Source organism: Streptomyces sp. 378, assembly GCF_030124145.1.
GTDB lineage: Bacteria > Actinomycetota > Actinomycetes > Streptomycetales > Streptomycetaceae > Streptomyces.
In genome coordinates this window covers 15,629-33,390 of record NZ_JASKMS010000014.1, presented here as the reverse complement: position 1 = coordinate 33,390, position 17,762 = coordinate 15,629, and the positions used below count along the sequence as shown (strand labels likewise).

The window sequence follows — 17,762 nt, the reverse complement described above, 5'->3', positions numbered from 1 at the left end:
GCGAATCCGACAGCCGAAGCAGGAGTACTCGATGGCTCGAATGACCGCTGCCCGCGCGGCAGTTGAGATCCTCAAGCGCGAGGGCGTCACCGACGCGTTCGGTGTCCCGGGCGCGGCGATCAACCCCTTCTACGCGGCGCTCAAGGCCTCCGGCGGCATCGCCCACACCCTCGCCCGGCACGTCGAGGGCGCCTCGCACATGGCCGAGGGCTACACCCGCACCCACGCGGGCAACATCGGCCTGTGCATCGGCACCTCGGGACCGGCGGGCACCGACATGATCACGGGCCTGTACTCCGCGATCGGCGACTCCGTCCCGATCCTGTGCATCACCGGCCAGGCTCCGACCGCGGTGATCCACAAGGAGGACTTCCAGGCCGTCGACATCGCCTCCATCGCCAAGCCGGTCACCAAGATGGCCGTGACCGTCCTGGAGGCCGCGCAGGTGCCGGGCGTCTTCCAGCAGGCCTTCCATCTGATGCGCTCCGGCCGCCCCGGCCCGGTCCTCATCGACCTGCCGATCGACGTGCAGCTGACGGAGATCGAATTCGACCCGGAGACCTACGAGCCGCTCCCCGTCTACAAGCCCGCAGCGACCCGCGCCCAGATCGAGAAGGCGATCGGGATGCTGAACGCCTCCGAGCGACCCCTGATCGTCGCGGGCGGCGGCATCATCAACGCCGACGCCGCCGAACTCCTCGTCGAGTTCGCCGAGCTGACCGGCACTCCCGTCGTGCCCACCCTGATGGGCTGGGGCCTGCTGCCCGACGACCACGAGCTGAACGCCGGCATGGTCGGCCTCCAGACCTCGCACCGCTACGGCAACGCGACGTTCCTGGAGTCCGACTTCGTCCTCGGCATCGGCAACCGCTGGGCCAACCGCCACACGGGCAAGCTGGACGTCTACACGGCGGGCCGGACGTTCGTCCACGTCGACATCGAACCGACCCAGATCGGCAAGATCTTCGCCCCCGACTACGGCATCGCCTCCGACGCCAAGGCGGCCCTGCGGCTGTTCGTCGACGTCGCCCGCGAGCTGAAGGCGGCCGGCAAGCTGCCCGACCGCTCGCAGTGGGCCGCCGCCGCACAGGAGAAGAAGGCCGCCCTCCAGCGCCGTACGCACTTCGACGACATCCCGATCAAGCCGCAGCGCGTCTACGAGGAGATGAACAAGGCCTTCGGCCCGGAGACCCGGTACGTCTCCACCATCGGCCTCTCGCAGATCGCCGGCGCGCAGATGCTGCACGTCTACCGGCCCCGGCACTGGATCAACTGCGGCCAGGCCGGCCCGCTCGGCTGGACCATCCCGGCCGCGCTCGGCGTCGCCAAGGCCGACCCGGAGGCGTCCGTCGTCGCGCTCTCGGGCGACTACGACTTCCAGTTCATGCTGGAGGAACTGGCCGTCGGCGCGCAGCACAGGATTCCGTACGTCCACGTCCTGGTGAACAACTCCTACCTGGGGCTGATCCGGCAGGCGCAGCGGGCGTTCGAGATCGACTTCCAGGTCAACCTGGAGTTTGAGAACCTCAACTCCCCGGAGCTCGGCGTCTACGGCGTCGACCACGTCAAGGTCGCCGAGGGTCTGGGCTGCAAGGCGATCCGCGTCACCGACCCCGCCGAGCTCGGGGAGGCCTTCGAGCAGGCGAAGAAGCTGGCCGCGCAGTACCGGGTCCCGGTCGTCGTCGAGGCGATCCTGGAGCGCGTCACCAACATCTCCATGTCGACCACCAACGACATCGGCAACGTCGTGGAGTTCGAGGAGATCGCCACGGAGCCCGGCCACGCGCCGACGTCGATCAAGCCGCTGGAGGTCTGAGCCCGCGTGGCAAAAGGGGCGGCCCGTCCGGGAGGACGGGCCGCCCCCCATGCGTTTCCGTCACGGCCGGTTCGCCGCGCAGGGCTACGGCCGACAGCCGGTCGTGGTCGCTCGGGGCGCGCCCGGGCCGGAGGTGGTCGTCGTGCCGGAGGCCCGGATGTGGCGGCGGCCGCGTGTGACGAGAATGTGCCCGGCCCCGGGGGCTGCTGGAGCCCCCGGGGCCGGGTTGAGAGGCTCATCTGAGGGTTCCGTACGGGGTGTACGACCGGTGCCGTGGGCGTGCTCACGCCTCGTGGTGCTCCGACAGCCCCGGCCAGTCGTCCGGGCCGCCGCCCTGCCACTCGACGAGGTCGCTCTCCGCGACGTCGGTGACGTACAGGTCGGCCAGGCGCAGGATCTCGGCGACGTCGTCGGTGTGGGTGGCGACGCCCAGCGGCTCCTCGCCCAGGGTGACCCGGCGGGAGCCGTCCAGAGCGGGGGCGTGGACCACGACATGCGGATGCTCGGTGGGAGGTGCCATGTCTTCAGGCTGCTGCGAACGGGACGGTTCCGCACCCTGGGGAGGCCGGCCGTCCGGCGGCGCGAGGCTGGGCGCGACAGGACGTTCGCGCCGCCGGACGGGGTCTGGGGAGAGGGGCCGTGCTCTAGGACCGCGGCGGGTGCGACGGGCTCCGGGCGGGCTTCCCTCAGGTCGAGAAGCCGGCCCGGTCCCTTCACCACCGCACTGGCTCGCAGCCGCCGCGGTCCGCGCCCTGACGGTGTCCCGGGGGACCACCCCTCGTCCGGGTCGCCCCGGGCGGTCGGACACCGTCAGGGAGTCTCAGCCCTCGCGCAGGGCGCGGACCGCTTCCTCCACGCGCCGCCCGTACTCGGGGTCGGCGGCGTGGAAGTGCGCGAGGTTCTTCTCGATCACGTCGTCGCGGGAGACCTGGGACAGGCCACCGGCGATGTTCGCGACCAGTCGGGACTTCTCCTCGGCGGACATCAGCCGGAACAGCTCGCCGGCCTGGAAGACGTCGTCGTCCTTGGTGTGCTGAGGCGCCTCGTGGGTGCCAGTGTGGCCGTTCACCGCGAGCGGCGCCGACAGGGGGCGGCCGGTCTCGACCGGGCCGTCGTAGGAGTTGGGCTCGTAGTTCTTGGCGTACCGGCCCTGGGCGTTGGACGCCATGAAGCCGTCGCGGCCGTGGTTGACGGCGGTCGTGGCGCGGGGCGCGTTGACGGGCAGCAGGGTGTGGTTGACGCCCAGGCGGTAGCGCTGGGCGTCGGCGTAGGCGAACAGGCGGCCCTGGAGCATCTTGTCCGGGGAGGGGCCGATGCCGGGGACGAAGTTGTTCGGGGAGAACGCGGCCTGCTCGACCTCGGCGAAGACGTTGTCCGGGTTGCGGTCCAGCACCAGCCGGCCCACGCGCCTCAGCGGGTGGTCCGCGTGCGGCCAGACCTTGGTCAGGTCGAACGGGTTGAAGCGGCAGTCCGCGGCCTCGGCCGCCGGCATCAGCTGGACGTGAAGGGTCCAGGACGGGTGCACACCCCGCTCGATGGCCTGGAGCAGGTCCGTCTGGTGGGAGTCGGGGTCCTTACCGGCGATCTCGGCGGCCTGCTCGCTGCTCAGGGAACGGATGCCCTGGTTGGTCTTGAAGTGGTACTTGACGAAGAAGGCCTCGCCCCGGCTGTTCGTCCACTGGTAGGTGTGCGAGCCGTAGCCGTTCATGTGCCGGTAGGAGGCCGGGATGCCGCGGTCGCCCATCAGCCAGGTCACCTGGTGCGTGGCCTCGGGGGAGTGCGCCCAGAAGTCCCAGACGTTGTCCGGCTCCTGACGGCCCGTGAACGGATCGCGCTTCTGCGAGTGGATGAAGTCCGGGAACTTGATCGGGTCCTTGACGAAGAACACCGGGGTGTTGTTCCCGACGAGGTCGTAATTGCCGTCCGCGGTGTAGAACTTCACCGCGAAACCGCGTGGGTCGCGCACCGCGTCCGCGCCGCCGAGCGAGTCGGCCACGGTCGAGAAGCGCACGAACACCTCCGTGCGCTTGCCGACGCTGCCGAGGAAGTCGGCGTGGGTGAACTCCGAGACGTCGTCGGTCACTTCGAAGTGGCCGTACGCGCCCGAGCCGCGGGCGTGCACCACGCTCCCCCACTGCCTTAACGGCGTGGGCGGTGCCCCCACCGGGATGCGCTCGCGGTTGAAGCGCGCCAGCTTCTCCAGCAGGTGCTGGTCCTGGAGCAGGAGCGGGCCGCCGACGCCGGCGGTGGCGGAGTTCTGGTTGTCGGCGACGGGGGCGCCGGACTCGGTGGTGAGCACGCGCTGCGACATCGTGACCTTCCGTACGAGAGGGCAGCGGAAAAATGTTTCCGCTTTGTGGAGCCTGAGGTCGAGCCATCAGAGCGTCAACAGTTTGTTGAAGTAGTGGGCAGGGCTGGTTCCGGGCGACGCCGCCCCTTTGGGCGCGACAGGACAGGTGTCAGGGGTGGCGCCGCCCGGGATCGTGGGACCCCCGGGGTCGCGAGGGTCGTAAGGAGGTCAGATCCGGGCGCCGGAGAGCCGCTCCACGGCCCGCAGCAGCGCCGAGTGGTCCAGGCCGCCGTCGCCCTGCGCCCGCAGGCTCGCGATCAGCTGGGCGACCACGGCGCCGACCGGCAGGGCCGCGCCGACAGTGCGGGCGGCGTCCGTGACGATGCCCATGTCCTTGTGGTGCAGGTCGATCCGGAAGCCCGGCTTGAAGTCCCGGGTGAGGAAGTTGTCCTTCTTGCGGGTCAGCACGGTCGAGCCGGCGAGCCCGCCACCCAGGACGTCCAGTGCCGCCTTCAGGTTCACGCCGGACTTCTCCAGGAAGACCACGGCCTCGGCGCACGCCTGGATGTTCACGGCGACGATCAGCTGGTTGGCCGCCTTCACGGTCTGGCCCGAGCCGTGCGGACCGCACAGCACGATGGTCTTGCCGAGCGCGTCGAGGATCGGCTTGGCGGCGTCGAAGTCGGCCTGCTCGCCACCGACCATGATCGACAGTACGGCCTCGGTGGCACCGGCCTCACCGCCGGACACCGGGGCGTCCAGGACGCGGATGCCCTTGTCCTTCGCCGCCTTCGCCAGGTCGACCGAGGTCTGCGGGGTGATCGAGGACATGTCGATCAGCAGTGCGCCGGACCTCGCGTTCTCCAGGATGCCGTCCGGGCCGTAGGCGATGGCCTCGACCTGCGGGGAGGCCGGGACCATCGTGATGACGACGTCGGCGTCCTTCACGGCCTCGGCGACGGAGCCGGCGGCCGTTCCGCCGGCGGCGGCCAGGCGGTCCAGCTTGTTCCGCTCCAGGGTGTAACCGGTGACCCGGTAACCCGCCTTGATCAGGTTCTCGGACATGGGGGAGCCCATGATGCCGAGGCCGATCCACGCGATCGTGGGAAGAGTGCTCATGGTGAAGTGCCTTTCGGTGCGGGGGTCAGCGGGGCAGCCAGTCGAAGGCCTCGGCGCTCGGGCGGTCGCCCGGCTTGTACTCGAGGCCGACCCAGCCGTCGTAACCCGCCTTGTTCAGCTGGTCGAGGAGGTCTTCGAGGGGCAGCGAGCCCGTCCCCGGGGCGCCGCGGCCCGGGTTGTCGGCGATCTGCACATGGCCCGTCCTCGACGCGAAGCGGTCGATCACCGACGGGAGGTCCTCGCCGTTCATGGACAGGTGGTAGAGGTCCATGAGGAAGCGGGCGTTGCCCAGCCCCGTCGCCTCGTTGACCCGGTCGACGACGGCCACGGCCGCCGGGGCCGACACCAGCGGGTAGAGCGGGGACTCGGGCCGGTTCAGTGCCTCGATCAGCAGGACCGCGCCGATCCGGTCGGCGGCCCGGGCCGCGAGGACCAGGTTCTCCAGGGCCAGCGCGTCCTGCTCCGCCGGGTCCACGCCCTCGACGCGGTTGCCGTACAGCGCGTTGAGCGCCGTGCAGCGCAGGGAGGCGGCGAAGTCCGCGGCCACGTCGATGTTGGCGCGGAACCGGTCCGACTCCTCCCCGGGGACCGACAGGGCGCCGCGGTCCGGGCCCGGGAGCCGGCCGGCGTAGAAGTTCAGGCCGGTGAGCCGGACGCCGGCGTCCTCGATCGCGTGCTTGAGGGCGTCGAGCTCGGACCGCTCGGGGACGGGGGCGTCGACCCAGGGCCACCACAGCTCGACCGCGGTGAAGCCCGCCGCGGCGGCGGCCGCGGGACGCTCCAGGAGGGGGAGCTCCGTGAAGAGGATCGACAGGTTGACGTTGAAGCGCTGGTCGGCGAATCCCATCGGGGCGGCGCTCCCTTCCGTGTCTTCCATGGCGCGGACTCCCATGGGGGTTATTCCGTATTGCGGAATCTTATTTCTGCTTAACGGAAGATTGCCTGCGGTGTGCGAGGGCTGTCAAGAGGGGCTGCCGGAAAGCCCGCCTCGCGCGTTAGGTTGAGGGCGTGCGACTGAGAGTGGAGTTCACGACCGAGCCGTTCGACCTGGACGAGGCGCCCGCGCACGCGGTGGTGGCCCGTGAGGTCGTGGAGGCCGCCGAGCTGGACGCCGTGGACGTGGGCCCGTTCGGCAACACCGCGGAGGGTGGTTCCGACGCGGTGCTCACCGCCGTGGACGCCCTGCTCCGCAAGGCGCTGGAGGCCGGCGCCACCCGGGTCTCGCTCCAGGTCAACGTGGTCGGGGAGGGCGAGGCGTGAGCGGCGGGGACGAGCCGTTCATCGCGGCCGTCAAGCCCCTGGTCGACGCCATGGGCGGCGAGATGATCCCGCCCGACGAAGCCGGCCCGGACGACGTCGTCCTCGCCTGGGAGGGCCGGGACGCCGTCGCCGTACGGCTGCCGCAGCTCGCCGACTCCCTCGATCACATCCTGGCCGCCATGGAGCGCCGCAAGGGCATGCCGCTGGCCGATCTGGACCGCAGGGCCAAGCAGGAGGTCGTACGGATACTCGAGGCGCGCGGCGCCTTCTCCGTACGGCACGGGGTGGAGACCGTGGCGAGCGCCCTCGGCGTCAGCCGCTTCACCGTCTACAACTACCTCAACCGCGAGAAGGGGGCCTGACCGGACCCGCGCGGCGCCGTCCGGTTTCGCGCCACCGAATTTTCAACAAACTGTTGACGTGCTGTCGCGGAAGGGCGTTAGCTATCGGCACGCCCGTTCAGCACGAAGGCCGCAACCGGCCACGGAGGCTCCCGTGACGTCCACTTCCACGCCGCCGGGCCTGGCCCGCTTCAACACGATCGAGGAGCACGCGGCGTTCGCCGCACTCCATCAGGCGTGCGCCTCCACGGCGTGGGCGAAGCGCCTGCTGGCCGCCCGCCCCTACGCCACCGGCGAGGACCTGTACGCCGCCAGCGACGCCGCCATGGCGGAGTTGACGGCCGCCGACCTCGACGAGGCGATGGCCGGCCACCCGCCCATCGGCCGACCCGAGCCCGGTGATCCCACCTCGGCGCGGGAGCAACGCGGCATGGCCGGCGCCTCCGACGCGCTCAAGGCGGAGATGCTGGAGCTGAACCTCGCCTACCAGGAGAAGTTCGGTCATGTCTTCCTGATCTGCGCCACCGGCCGCACCGGCGAGCAGATGCGCGACGCGGTCAGGGAACGGATCGGCAACACGCCGGAGCGGGAGCGGGAGATCGTCCGCAGCGAACTGGGGAAGATCAACCGCATCCGTCTGGCCCGACTCGTCGAAGAGGACTGACAGCAGCATGAGCACCTCCGCCACCGCGTCCGTGTCCACGCACATCCTGGACACCAGCGCCGGCCGTCCCGCCGGCGGCGTCGCCGTCCACGTCTGCGCCCGCACCGGCCGGACCGCGGACTGGCAGGCGCTCGGCGGCTCCGCGACCGACGCGGACGGGCGGTGCAAGGACCTGCCGGCGCTGCCGGAGGGCACCACCCACGTACGGCTCGACTTCGCCGTCGAGCCGTACTTCGAGAAGAAGCAAGCCGATGCGCAGCAGGACGCCCCCGCGAATCGGGACAGCGGTGCGTTCTTTCCCGAGGTGGCGATCACCTTCGCCGTAGAGCCCGGTGAGCACTACCACGTACCGCTGCTGCTCAACCCGTTCGGCTACTCCGTATACCGAGGGAGCTAGCTAGAGATGCCCACGATTCTTGGACAGAACCAGTACGGCAAGGCCGAGAACCGAGTCGTCAAGATCACGCGGGACGGCGCCACCCACCACATCAAGGACCTGAACGTCTCCGTCGCACTGAGCGGCGACATGGACGAGGTCCACTACTCCGGCTCCAACGCCCACGTCCTGCCGACCGACACCACCAAGAACACGGTGTACGCGTTCGCCAAGGAGCACGGCATCGAGTCCGCCGAGCAGTTCGGCATCCACCTCGCCCGGCACTTCGTCACCAGCCAGGAGCCGATCCACCGGGCCCGGATCCGCATCGAGGAGTACGCCTGGGAGCGGATCGAGGCCTCCGACGCCAACTCGCGGTTCATCGGCGCCGACGAGGTCAAGCACTCCTTCGTCCGCACAGGCCAGGAGACGCGGCTGACACAGATCACCTACGACGGTGAGCGGTGGGAGGTCGTCTCCGGCCTGAAGGACCTCGTCGTGATGAACTCGACCAACTCCGAGTTCTGGGGCTACGTCAAGGACAAGTACACGACGCTGAAGGAGGCCTACGACCGCATCCTGGCCACCGAGGTCTCCGGCCGCTGGCGGTTCAACTGGACCGACGACGAGCAGCGCATGCCCCACTGGGAGAAGTCCTACGAGCAGGTGCGGAAGCACATGCTCCAGGCCTTCGCCGAGACCTACTCGCTGTCGCTGCAGCAGACGCTGTACCAGATGGGTTCGCGGATCATCAACCACCGCAGTGAGATCGACGAGGTCCGCTTCTCCCTCCCGAACAAGCACCACTTCCTGGTGGACCTGGAGCCGTTCGGGCTGAAGAACGACAACGAGGTGTACTACGCCGCCGACCGCCCCTACGGCCTGATCGAGGCGACGATCCTCAGGGACGGCTGCGAGGCGCGGATCCCCGTGGACCTCACCAACCTCTGACGTTCCCCTCTTTCGGCACCCGTGGCCGGGGAACCCCCTCCCGGCCACGGCACTCAAAACTCCCAGGGTCCTGCCGTGCCCCTCCATATCAGCGCAAAGGACGAACCATGGCAGCAGACCGGCGCATCGTCATCGAGAACTGCGCGATCGCGACCGTCGACGGACACGACACCGAGTACGCCTCCGGGCACGTCGTCATCGCCGGCAACCGCATCGAATCCCTCGGCGCGGGCCCCGCCCCCGAGGGACTGGAGAACGTGGCCCGCCGCATCGACGCCACCGGCCACCTCGTGACCCCCGGCCTGATCAACACCCACCACCACTTCTACCAGTGGATCACCCGCGGCCTGGCCACCGATCACAACCTCTTCGACTGGCTCGTCGCGCTGTACCCCACCTGGGCGCGCATCGACGAACCGATGGTCCGCGCGGCGGCCCAGGGCTCCCTCGCGATGATGGCCCGCGGCGGCGTCACCACCGCCATGGACCACCACTACGTCTTCCCGCACGGCTCCGGCGACCTGTCCGGCGCGATCATCGGCGCCGCCCGCGACATGGGCGTCCGCTTCACCCTCGCCCGCGGCTCCATGGACCGCAGCGAGAAGGACGGCGGCCTGCCCCCGGACTTCGCCGTGGAGAGCCTCGACGGCGCGCTCGCCGCCACCGAGGAGACCGTGCGACGGCACCACGACCCCTCCTTCGACGCCATGACCCAGGTCGCCGTCGCGCCCTGCTCGCCCTTCTCCGTCTCCACCGAACTGATGCGCGACGGAGCCCAATTGGCCCGCCGCCTCGGCGTACGGCTCCACACCCACGGCTCGGAGACCGTGGAGGAGGAGAAGTTCTGCCACGAACTGTTCGGCATGGGCCCCACCGACTACTTCGAGTCCACCGGCTGGCTCGGCGAGGACGTGTGGATGGCGCACTGCGTCCACATGAACGACTCCGACATCGCCGCCTTCGCCCGCACCGGGACCGGCGTCGCGCACTGCCCCTCCTCCAACGCCCGCCTCGCCGCCGGCATCGCCCGCGTCCCCGACATGCTCGCGGCCGGTGTCCCCGTCGGCCTCGGCGTCGACGGCACCGCCTCCAACGAGTCCGGCGAACTCCACACCGAGCTGCGCAACGCCCTCCTCGTCAACCGCCTCGGCGCCCACAAGGAGGCCGCCCTGAACGCCCGGCAGGCGCTGCGCCTGGGCACCTACGGCGGCGCCCAGGTCCTGGGCCGGGCCGCGGAGACCGGCTCCCTGGAGCCCGGCAAGCTCGCCGACCTGGTGCTGTGGAAGCTGGACACGCTCGCCCACGCCTCCATCGCCGACCCGGTGACCGCGCTGGTCTTCGGCGCCGCCGCCCCCGTCACCGCCTCCTTCGTGGACGGCCGGCAGATCGTCGAGGACGGGCGGCTGCTCACGGCCGACGAGGACGCCATCGCCCGCGCCACGCGGGACGAGGCCCAGCGCCTGGCGCGGATCGCCGCCGAGGCCTGACCACCCGGATACTCCGGCCGGGAGGGACGGCTCCCGGCCGGCGGCCGTGGACCCGAGCGGGGACCACGGCGGTCGTCTCCGGGGCGCGCGTGCACGCGTGCGCCCCGGAACGGCCACTACCGTCCGCCGCGCGTCCGGTCCCTCCCCCGAGCTCTCGACTCCGCTCGAGCAGGGAGGTACCCCCAGCCCACCCGCACCACCTCCCTGACACCCACGGTGGCCCTCGGGCTCAGCCGTGTAACCGACCGGAGGGACGCCGCCGTGGCCGACCACCCCGTTGACGAGAAACTCCCCGCGCTCAAGATGGCGACGACCGGCCTGCAACACGTGGCCGCCATGTACGCGGGCGTCGTCGCCCCGCCCCTGATCGTCGGCGCGGCCATCGGCCTCACCGCCACCGACCTGACCTTCCTCACCGGCGCCTGCCTGTTCACCGCAGGCCTCGCCACCTTCCTGCAGACCCTCGGCATCTGGAAGATCGGCGCCCGGCTGCCGTTCGTCAACGGTGTCACCTTCGCCGGTGTCGCTCCGATGACCGCGATCGTCGCCTCCACCGAGGACAAGTCCGCCGCCCTGCCGATCATCTTCGGCGCGGTCATCGTCGCCGGACTCCTGGGCTTCCTCGCCGCTCCCGTCTTCTGCAAGGCGGTTCGCTTCTTCCCGCCGGTGGTCACCGGCACGGTCATCACCCTGATCGGCATATCGCTGCTCCCGGTCGCCTTCGGCTGGGCGCAGGGCGCGAACCCGGCCGCACACGACTACGGTTCGGCGACCAACCTGGGGCTGGCCGCCGTCACGCTGCTGATCGTGCTGCTCCTGCGCCGCTTCACCACCGGCTTCGTCAAGCAGATCGCCGTGCTGCTCGGTCTGGTGATCGGCACGCTGATCGCGATCCCGTTCGGAGCCACGGACTTCGGTCCCGTCACGGACGCGGCCGTCATCGGCTTCCCGACCCCGTTCCACTTCGGCGCCCCGCAGTTCCAGCTCGCCGCGATCATCTCGATGTGTGTGGTGATGGTGGTGTCGATGACCGAGTCGACCGCCGACATGCTGGCGCTGGGCGAGATCGTCGACCGCCCGGCCGACGAGAGGACCATCGCGGCCGGCCTGCGCGCCGACACCCTCGGCTCCGCGATCAGCCCCCTCTTCAACGGCTTCATGTGCAGCGCCTTCGCACAGAACATCGGCCTGGTCGCCATGACGAAGATCCGCAGCCGGTACGTCGTCGCCGCCGGCGGCGGGTTCCTGGTGCTGATGGGCCTGTGCCCGATGGCGGCCTCGCTGATCGCCGTCGTACCCCGCCCGGTGCTCGGCGGGGCGGGCGTGGTCCTGTTCGGCTCGGTTGCCGCCAGCGGCATCCAGACCCTGGTCCGGGCCGCCCTGGACAAGGACAACAACGTCCTGATCGTGGCGGTCTCCCTGGCCGTCGGCATCATCCCCATCACGGCCCCGGAGTTCTACCACTCCTTCCCGGAGACGGCCCGGATCGTCCTGGACTCGGGCATCTCGACGGGCTGTGTGGCGGCCGTGCTGCTCAACCTGGTCTTCAACCACCTGGGCGGGGGCGGCCGGGACGCACACGAGGTGACCCACCCGATGGAGGCGGGCGAGGAACTCACGGGCGCTCCCAGGACCCCGGCCGCGCCCTGACCCCACCGGACTCCGCTCAGGCTTCTGCCCCGGTCAACCGATCGTTGACCGGGGGCCAGGGGGCCAGGGGGCCAGGGGGCCAGGGGCGAGGGGGCGAGGGGAAGACGTGCCGATGAACTCGCCGCCCCCGCGGCGGACATGACGATCCGGCGGGACGCCGCCTAGAGACCGAACATCCCCGGATCAGCCGCCAGCTTCCTGAAGACCCCGGCGGGATCGGCGACCAGCTTGCGTTTCTCGAGGTCCAGGATCCCGCCGACCGCCGTGATCTCGGCGGCCACCGTGCCGTCGGCCTTCAGCACGGTCTGCTCGATCCGGAACGTCTTGCCGCCGCCCCACTCGAAGCGGCAGGTCACCTCGGCCTCGTCGCCCGCGAGCAGCTCGCGTTTGTAGCGGATGGTCGTCTCCAGGGCGACCGGGCCCACGCCGCTGCCGAAGAGCGCGGACTGGCTGATCCCCGCGGCCCGGAGCAGCGACCAGCGGGCGTGCTCCGCGTAGTTCAGGTAGACCGCCTGGTTGAGGTGCCCCTGCACGTCCGTCTCGTATCCACGGACGGTCACAGGGACGGAAAACGGCTCGCTCACGGCTTCCCCTTCGGATACTCGTGCCCTGCCCAACGATCCACCGATCTTGGCATGCCCATCACGCCCGGCGCGGGGAAGCCAGCAGATACCGGCCCCCGGTGCGCGGCTCACGATGCTCGCTCACCTGCCAGCCCGCGCCTTCCAGGGTGGCCGCGCAGGCCCGCAGCGCCTCGCCGTCCACCTCGTGCACGGCGACGGCCTCCGGCTGCGGGGTCTCCCGCACGCGGTACCCCCCGCCCTGCTGCCCCGCAGGGTGGTGCCCGGCGGCCTCCAGGGCCAGCGCGGCGGCCTGCGCCAGATGCGCACGCTCCCAGCCGCACGGCCGGTCCACAGCCTGGTCCGGGTTGGTCATGCGGCGCAGCTCCACCAGCCCCTGCCAGGCGCTGTGCACCTCGCGGCGCCGGGCGGGCCCGGCCTCGGTCGCGCCCTCCTCACCGCCGACGCGCGCGGCGAACACGCCCGTCGGCGCGGGGGCCTCTCCGGTGGGCTCGGGGGCCCGGGTGATGCCCTGCCGCACCCGGTGCCCCTCCGGGGTCAGGAAGTGGTCGTGCGGCGGCCGGGGGTGACGGAAGGCGAGGCCCCGCTTCACCAGTGCTGTGAGCTGCGACTCCGTGCCCCTCAGGCGCCCGGTGACGGGGTCGGCGGCGTCGATGACCCGCCGCTGCGCGGCGGTCGGCGGTCGGGTCACGGCGTGCTCCTCTCCGGCCTCGGACAGGCCCCGGGGCCACTGGCCCCACCTGCTCGAAGGCTACGACCCGCCACTGACAACCGCGCCGGTCACCGCCCGGCCCCCTCTTGCCGGTACCCGCCGAGGAACCGCCCGATCCGGCCGATCGCCGCCTCCAGGTCGTCCGCGTGCGGCAGGGTCAGGATGCGGAAGTGGTCCGGGGCCGGCCAGTTGAAGCCCGTGCCCTGGACCACCTGGATCTTCTCCCGCAGCAGCAGGTCCAGGACGAACCGCTCGTCGTCGTGGATCTTGTGCACCTTGGGGTCGAGCCGCGGGAAGGCGTACAGCGCGCCCTTGGGCTTCACGCAGGTCACGCCGGGGATCTCGTTGAGCATCCGCCACGCCACGTCCCGCTGCTCCAGCAGCCGGCCGCCGGGTGTGGTCAGCTCGCGGATGGACTGCCGGCCGCCGAGCGCGGCCTGGATGGCGTACTGGGCGGGTGCGTTGGCGCACAGTCGCATGGAGGCCAGCATGGTGAGGCCCTCCAGGTAGTCCTTCGCGTGCTGCCTCGGGCCCGTGACCACCAGCCAGCCGGAGCGGAAGCCCGCCACGCGGTAGGTCTTGGACAGGCCGCAGAAGGTGAGGACCACCAGGTCGGGGGCGAGCGCGGCGGCCGAGTGGTGCACGGCGTCGTCGTAGAGGATCTGGTCGTAGATCTCGTCGGCGAAGACCATGAGGCCGTGCCGCCGGGCGAGGTCGAGGATGCCCTCGACGATCTCCTTCGGGTAGACCGCGCCGGTGGGGTTGTTCGGGTTGATGATCACGACCGCCTTCGTCCGGTCGGTGATCTTCGACGCCATGTCGTCGAGGTCGGGGTACCAGTCGGCCTGCTCGTCGCACAGGTAGTGGACCGCCTTGCCGCCCGCGAGGGTCGTCACCGCCGTCCAGAGGGGGAAGTCCGGGGCGGGGACGAGGACCTCGTCGCCGTCCTCGACGAGCGCCTGCACGGCCATCGACACCAGCTCCGAGACGCCGTTGCCGAGGAAGACGTCGTCGACGCCGACCTCCAGGCCGAGGGTCTGGTAGCGCTGGGCGACCGCGCGGCGGGCGGAGAGGATGCCGCGCGAGTCGGTGTAGCCGTGCGCCTGCGGCAGCATCCGGATCATGTCCTGGAGGATCTCCTCCGGCGCCTCGAACCCGAAGAGCGCGGGGTTGCCGGTGTTCAGGCGCAGCACGCTGTGCCCCGCCTCCTCCAGCGCGTCGGCGTGCTCTATCACCGGGCCGCGGATCTCGTAACAGACCTCGCTCAGCTTGCTCGACTGCCGGAACTCCATGCGCTGCTTCCCCTCTGGCGACTGGTGCTGCTTGGTTTTACCAAGTAGTCGCTTGGAAAGTCCAACAAGTTGTCTAGACTGCGTCGCATGCCACCTCGCCGAAGCTACGACCAGTACTGCTCCGCCGCCCGTGCCCTCGACCTGGTCGGCGACCGCTGGACCCTGCTGATCGTCCGTGAGCTCCTCGCCGGTCCCCGCCGCTACACCGACCTGCACGCGGATCTGCCCGGCGTCAGCACGGACGTACTCGCCTCGCGCCTGAAGGACATGGAGCGCGACGGCCTCGCGACCCGGCGCCGGCTGCCGCCGCCCGGTGCGGCGTACGTGTACGAAGTCACCCCGCGCGGGAGGGAGTTGCTTCCCGTGTTGCAGGCGCTGGGGGAGTGGGGCCAGGCGGAGCTCGGGCAGCGCCGGCCGACGGACGCGGTGCGGGCGCACTGGTTCGCCCTGCCCCTGCTGCGCCTGCTGGACGGTGCGGGTCTCGTCGAAGTCCGCTTGGAGGAAGGCCTGTTCCATCTGTACGCCGGCGCCGAGGAGGGGCCCCTGTACGGTGACGGGCCCGCACCCCGTGAGCCGGACACGCGGCTCGTCCTGGACACCGCCACGTGCACGGCCGTCGCCCGCGGTGAGCTGAGCCTCCGCCACGCCGTGCGGGAGGGCCGGGTGGCGGTGAGCGGCGACGGCCCCGTCGCCAAGGCGCTGCGCGAGGCATGACGGAAAGCCCGCCGGTGGCGGGCCTTCCGCAGGTCGATGAGCGAGGCCGGCCGGACCGAAGGCGGATCAGGCCAGACCGGCCAGACCGGCCAGACCGGTCGGACCGAGTGAGGTCGGCCGGACCGGTGCGACCGACGGCGGATCGGGTGAGGTCGGCCGGACCGGTGCGACCGACGGCGGATCGGGTGAGGTCGGCCGGACCGGTGCGACCGACGGCGGATCGGGTGAGGTCGGCCGGACCGGTGCGACCGACGGCGGATCGGGTGAGGTCGGCCGGACCGGTGCGACCGACGGCGGATCGGGTGAGGTCGGCCGGACCGGTGCGACCGACGGCGGATCGGGTGAGGTCGCCCGGACCGGTGCGACCGAAGGCGCGTCAGGTGAGGCCGGCCGGACCGAAGGTCGATCCGGTGAGGCCGGTCGGACCGAAGGGCGATCGGGTGAGGGTCCGTCAGGCGCCCGACGGCACCCGGGACGGCCGTCCCGTCCCGCGCGTCAGCGCGTACCCGCCGACACCCGCCAGCGCGGCCAGGATCCCGCCGGTCGCGGTCCACACCCACCGGTCCGACCACCAGCCCGACGCCCAGCCGTCCTCGGGTTCGAGACCGGCCAGCACCGCCGCGTCCTCCCGCTCCTGCCCGGGCTTGGCGGCGGCCCCCGGCACCAGCGGCTCGGCGAGCGAGCCGTCCACCGCCGCGGAACCGCCGATCTCCTTGGACTCCACCCGCACCTCACTGCCGACCGGGAGACCGAGGTCGGCGGTGGCGACACCGGTGGCCGTCAGCCGCACGTAGTACGTGCCCGGCAGCGGGTCGTTCGCCCACGGCTCCGACCAGGCGCGGACCGTGCGCAGGACGCAGGCCAGCTCCACGGAGGACGTGCCCGCCGCCGCGGTGCGCGTCTGCGCCCCGTACTGGCAGGCCTGACGGCGGCGCAGACCGTCGTAGACGTCGAGCTGCCAGGTCTGGGAGCCGTGGGTCTGCGGCAGCTTCACCGTCGCCTCGACCGTGGGACGCTGTCCGGTGTCGGCCGGGAACGACCAGTACAGATAGTCGCCCGTGGAGCCGCTCGCCGTGGCCGACTGCCCCTGCTCGATCTCCGTCGCCGTACGGAACGACGTGCCGGCCCGTGTGGGGGCCGATGCGCCGTCCTGCGACGGGCTCGGCGAGGCGTCGGCAGCCGCCGGGGCGACCGCCACCCCGAGGGTCAGCAGCGCCGCACTCAACGCTCGTACCATTCGCATCAGTTGGTCCTCCAGACCGCGAACCGCCAGCGCGACAGCCAGCCCCAGACGAGACCGGCGAGGAAGCCGGCGAGGATCAGCACACCGAGCAGCCACCAGCCGCGGCCGAGACCGAAGGCGGCCACATCGCCCGCCTGGCTCGGGGCGTCCACGACGTCCACCGTCAGCTCCAGCGGCAGACCGGGCGTGGTCTTCACGCCCGGGGCCGCCGAGAAGGAGTGCGCGACGGCGAGGCAGACCGCCTCGGCGGGGGCGTCCTCGTCGTCGCTCTCGGCCTTCGGGTAGCGCAGACCCGTCGAGATGACGTCCGTACGGCCGGTGCCCGCCGCCTCGCCGCGCACGATCTCGCGGCCCTTCGACGTCACGGCCCGCAGCAGAACGCCGTAGCCGGGGTTCACCGCACGGTCCGCGGCGACGCTCACCGAGGCGCGCAGCTCCTGACCCGGCCGCACGTCCACCCGGTACCAGCGCTGCTGCCCGAACTCCTCGCGGTCGGTGTACAGGCCCGACTTCAGCGTCGGCGCCCCGGCGCACCGGTCGGCACCCCGCGCCGGCACCGGCGTCACCACCGGATCGGCCGCCCGGTCCACCAACTCGTTCACCCGGTCGGTGAGTTGGTCCTGGTGCTCGATCGAGGTGTACGTACCGCCGGTGGCCTCCGCGATGCAGCTCAGCTGCCGGCTCAGCTTGGCGGTCGGCACCAGGCCCAGCGTGTCGATGGTCAGGCCGATGCCCTTCGCCGCGATCTCGCGGGCCACCTCGCACGGGTCGAGCGGGGCGCAGGTGTCCTCGCCGTCGCTGATGAGCACGATGCGCTTGGAACCGTTGCCGCCGTCCAGGTCACCGGCCGCCTTCAGCAGGGCCGGACCGATCGGCGTCCAGCCCGTCGGGCGGAGCGTGGCGACGGCCGTCTTGGCCTCCGTGCGGTCGAGCGGACCGACCGGGTAGAGCTGCGCGGTGTCCTCGCAGCCCCTCTTCCGGTCGTCCCCCGGATAGTTCGCGCCGAGCGTGCGGATGCCGAGTTCGACCTCCTCGGGCGTCGCGTCGAGCACTTCGTTGAACGCCTGCTTCGCTGCGGCCATCCGCGACTGCCCGTCGATGTCCCGGGCCCGCATCGAGCCGCTCACATCGAGGACGAGGTCGACCTTGGGAGCGTCCTGGCCCGTGGGTTCTCCGGCGGCCGCCCCGGCCGGGAAGGCGAGCCCGGCCGTCAGCGCGGCGAGCAGGGCACAGACCCCTGCCGCCAGCCGTGTTCTTGTGATCATC

18 protein-coding genes are annotated in these 17,762 nt (G+C 71.3%); 9 read left to right on the top strand and 9 right to left on the bottom strand.

The window, feature by feature from the left end; all coding sequences use genetic code 11:
• The first annotated feature begins 31 nt into the window (after positions 1-31).
• Entirely contained in the window at positions 32-1,816 is a 1,785-nt protein-coding gene (gene gcl / locus QNO09_RS20005; protein ID WP_283971574.1) for a glyoxylate carboligase, read from the top strand.
• Positions 1,817-2,099: 283 nt separating this feature from the next.
• On the opposite strand, the gene QNO09_RS20000 is transcribed toward gcl, so the two are convergent.
• The 4 genes from QNO09_RS20000 to QNO09_RS19985 all read right to left on the bottom strand — a co-directional run bounded on the left by QNO09_RS20000 (position 2,100) and on the right by QNO09_RS19985 (position 6,072).
• Positions 2,100-2,336 carry a hypothetical protein gene (locus QNO09_RS20000; RefSeq protein ID WP_031134159.1) on the bottom strand — a complete coding sequence of 79 codons (237 nt, stop codon included), beginning with the start codon at positions 2,334-2,336 and terminating at the stop codon, positions 2,100-2,102.
• A 300-nt stretch (positions 2,337-2,636) separates the two neighbouring features.
• Positions 2,637-4,127: a catalase gene (locus tag QNO09_RS19995; RefSeq protein WP_283971573.1), complete on the bottom strand. Its 1,491-nt coding sequence runs from the start codon at positions 4,125-4,127 to the stop codon at positions 2,637-2,639.
• Positions 4,128-4,334: 207 nt separating this feature from the next.
• Positions 4,335-5,225: a 2-hydroxy-3-oxopropionate reductase gene (locus QNO09_RS19990; protein WP_283971572.1), complete on the bottom strand. Its 891-nt coding sequence runs from the start codon at positions 5,223-5,225 to the stop codon at positions 4,335-4,337.
• A gap of 25 nt (positions 5,226-5,250) precedes the next feature.
• Positions 5,251-6,072: a TIM barrel protein gene (locus QNO09_RS19985; RefSeq protein WP_283971695.1), complete on the bottom strand. Its 822-nt coding sequence runs from the start codon at positions 6,070-6,072 to the stop codon at positions 5,251-5,253.
• Between the two features lie 161 nt (positions 6,073-6,233).
• On the opposite strand from QNO09_RS19985, the gene QNO09_RS19980 reads away from it, so the two are divergent.
• From QNO09_RS19980 to QNO09_RS19950, 7 genes are all read left to right on the top strand, one after another.
• Positions 6,234-6,485, top strand: a complete 252-nt coding sequence (locus tag QNO09_RS19980) for a YkoF family thiamine-binding protein (RefSeq protein WP_283971571.1) — start codon at positions 6,234-6,236, stop codon at positions 6,483-6,485.
• A gap of 50 nt (positions 6,486-6,535) precedes the next feature.
• Positions 6,536-6,847 (top strand): helix-turn-helix domain-containing protein, encoded by a 312-nt coding sequence (locus tag QNO09_RS19975; RefSeq protein ID WP_051715218.1) that lies wholly within the window; start codon positions 6,536-6,538, stop codon positions 6,845-6,847.
• 133 nt (positions 6,848-6,980) lie between these two features.
• On the top strand, positions 6,981-7,490 hold the full coding sequence (uraD, locus tag QNO09_RS19970; RefSeq protein ID WP_283971569.1) for a 2-oxo-4-hydroxy-4-carboxy-5-ureidoimidazoline decarboxylase: 510 nt from the start codon (positions 6,981-6,983) through the stop codon (positions 7,488-7,490).
• 7 nt (positions 7,491-7,497) lie between these two features.
• A complete protein-coding gene (gene uraH, locus QNO09_RS19965; RefSeq protein WP_283971568.1) occupies positions 7,498-7,887 on the top strand; it encodes a hydroxyisourate hydrolase in 390 nt (129 codons plus the stop codon).
• A 6-nt stretch (positions 7,888-7,893) separates the two neighbouring features.
• Positions 7,894-8,817 (top strand): factor-independent urate hydroxylase, encoded by a 924-nt coding sequence (gene pucL / locus QNO09_RS19960; protein ID WP_283971567.1) that lies wholly within the window; start codon positions 7,894-7,896, stop codon positions 8,815-8,817.
• 107 nt (positions 8,818-8,924) lie between these two features.
• Positions 8,925-10,304 carry an 8-oxoguanine deaminase gene (locus QNO09_RS19955; protein ID WP_283971566.1) on the top strand — a complete coding sequence of 460 codons (1,380 nt, stop codon included), beginning with the start codon at positions 8,925-8,927 and terminating at the stop codon, positions 10,302-10,304.
• Positions 10,305-10,565: 261 nt separating this feature from the next.
• Entirely contained in the window at positions 10,566-11,954 is a 1,389-nt protein-coding gene (locus QNO09_RS19950) for a nucleobase:cation symporter-2 family protein (RefSeq protein WP_283971565.1), read from the top strand.
• A gap of 161 nt (positions 11,955-12,115) precedes the next feature.
• Here the strand turns inward: QNO09_RS19950 and QNO09_RS19945 are convergent, their stop codons facing one another.
• The 3 genes from QNO09_RS19945 to QNO09_RS19935 all read right to left on the bottom strand — a co-directional run bounded on the left by QNO09_RS19945 (position 12,116) and on the right by QNO09_RS19935 (position 14,539).
• A complete protein-coding gene (locus tag QNO09_RS19945) occupies positions 12,116-12,538 on the bottom strand; it encodes an acyl-CoA thioesterase (protein WP_283971564.1) in 423 nt (140 codons plus the stop codon).
• Between the two features lie 58 nt (positions 12,539-12,596).
• Positions 12,597-13,226 carry a hypothetical protein gene (locus tag QNO09_RS19940; protein WP_283971563.1) on the bottom strand — a complete coding sequence of 210 codons (630 nt, stop codon included), beginning with the start codon at positions 13,224-13,226 and terminating at the stop codon, positions 12,597-12,599.
• A gap of 89 nt (positions 13,227-13,315) precedes the next feature.
• A complete protein-coding gene (locus tag QNO09_RS19935; RefSeq protein ID WP_283971562.1) occupies positions 13,316-14,539 on the bottom strand; it encodes a pyridoxal phosphate-dependent aminotransferase in 1,224 nt (407 codons plus the stop codon).
• Positions 14,540-14,626: 87 nt separating this feature from the next.
• Between QNO09_RS19935 and QNO09_RS19930 the strand changes: the two genes are divergently transcribed.
• On the top strand, positions 14,627-15,253 hold the full coding sequence (locus tag QNO09_RS19930; protein ID WP_283971561.1) for a winged helix-turn-helix transcriptional regulator: 627 nt from the start codon (positions 14,627-14,629) through the stop codon (positions 15,251-15,253).
• A gap of 451 nt (positions 15,254-15,704) precedes the next feature.
• On the opposite strand, the gene QNO09_RS19925 is transcribed toward QNO09_RS19930, so the two are convergent.
• Positions 15,705-16,496 (bottom strand): hypothetical protein, encoded by a 792-nt coding sequence (locus QNO09_RS19925; RefSeq protein ID WP_283971560.1) that lies wholly within the window; start codon positions 16,494-16,496, stop codon positions 15,705-15,707.
• Entirely contained in the window at positions 16,496-17,761 is a 1,266-nt protein-coding gene (locus tag QNO09_RS19920) for a VWA domain-containing protein (protein ID WP_283971559.1), read from the bottom strand. Before QNO09_RS19920 ends, QNO09_RS19925 begins: the two co-directional genes overlap by 1 nt.
• Position 17,762 lies beyond the last annotated feature (1 nt).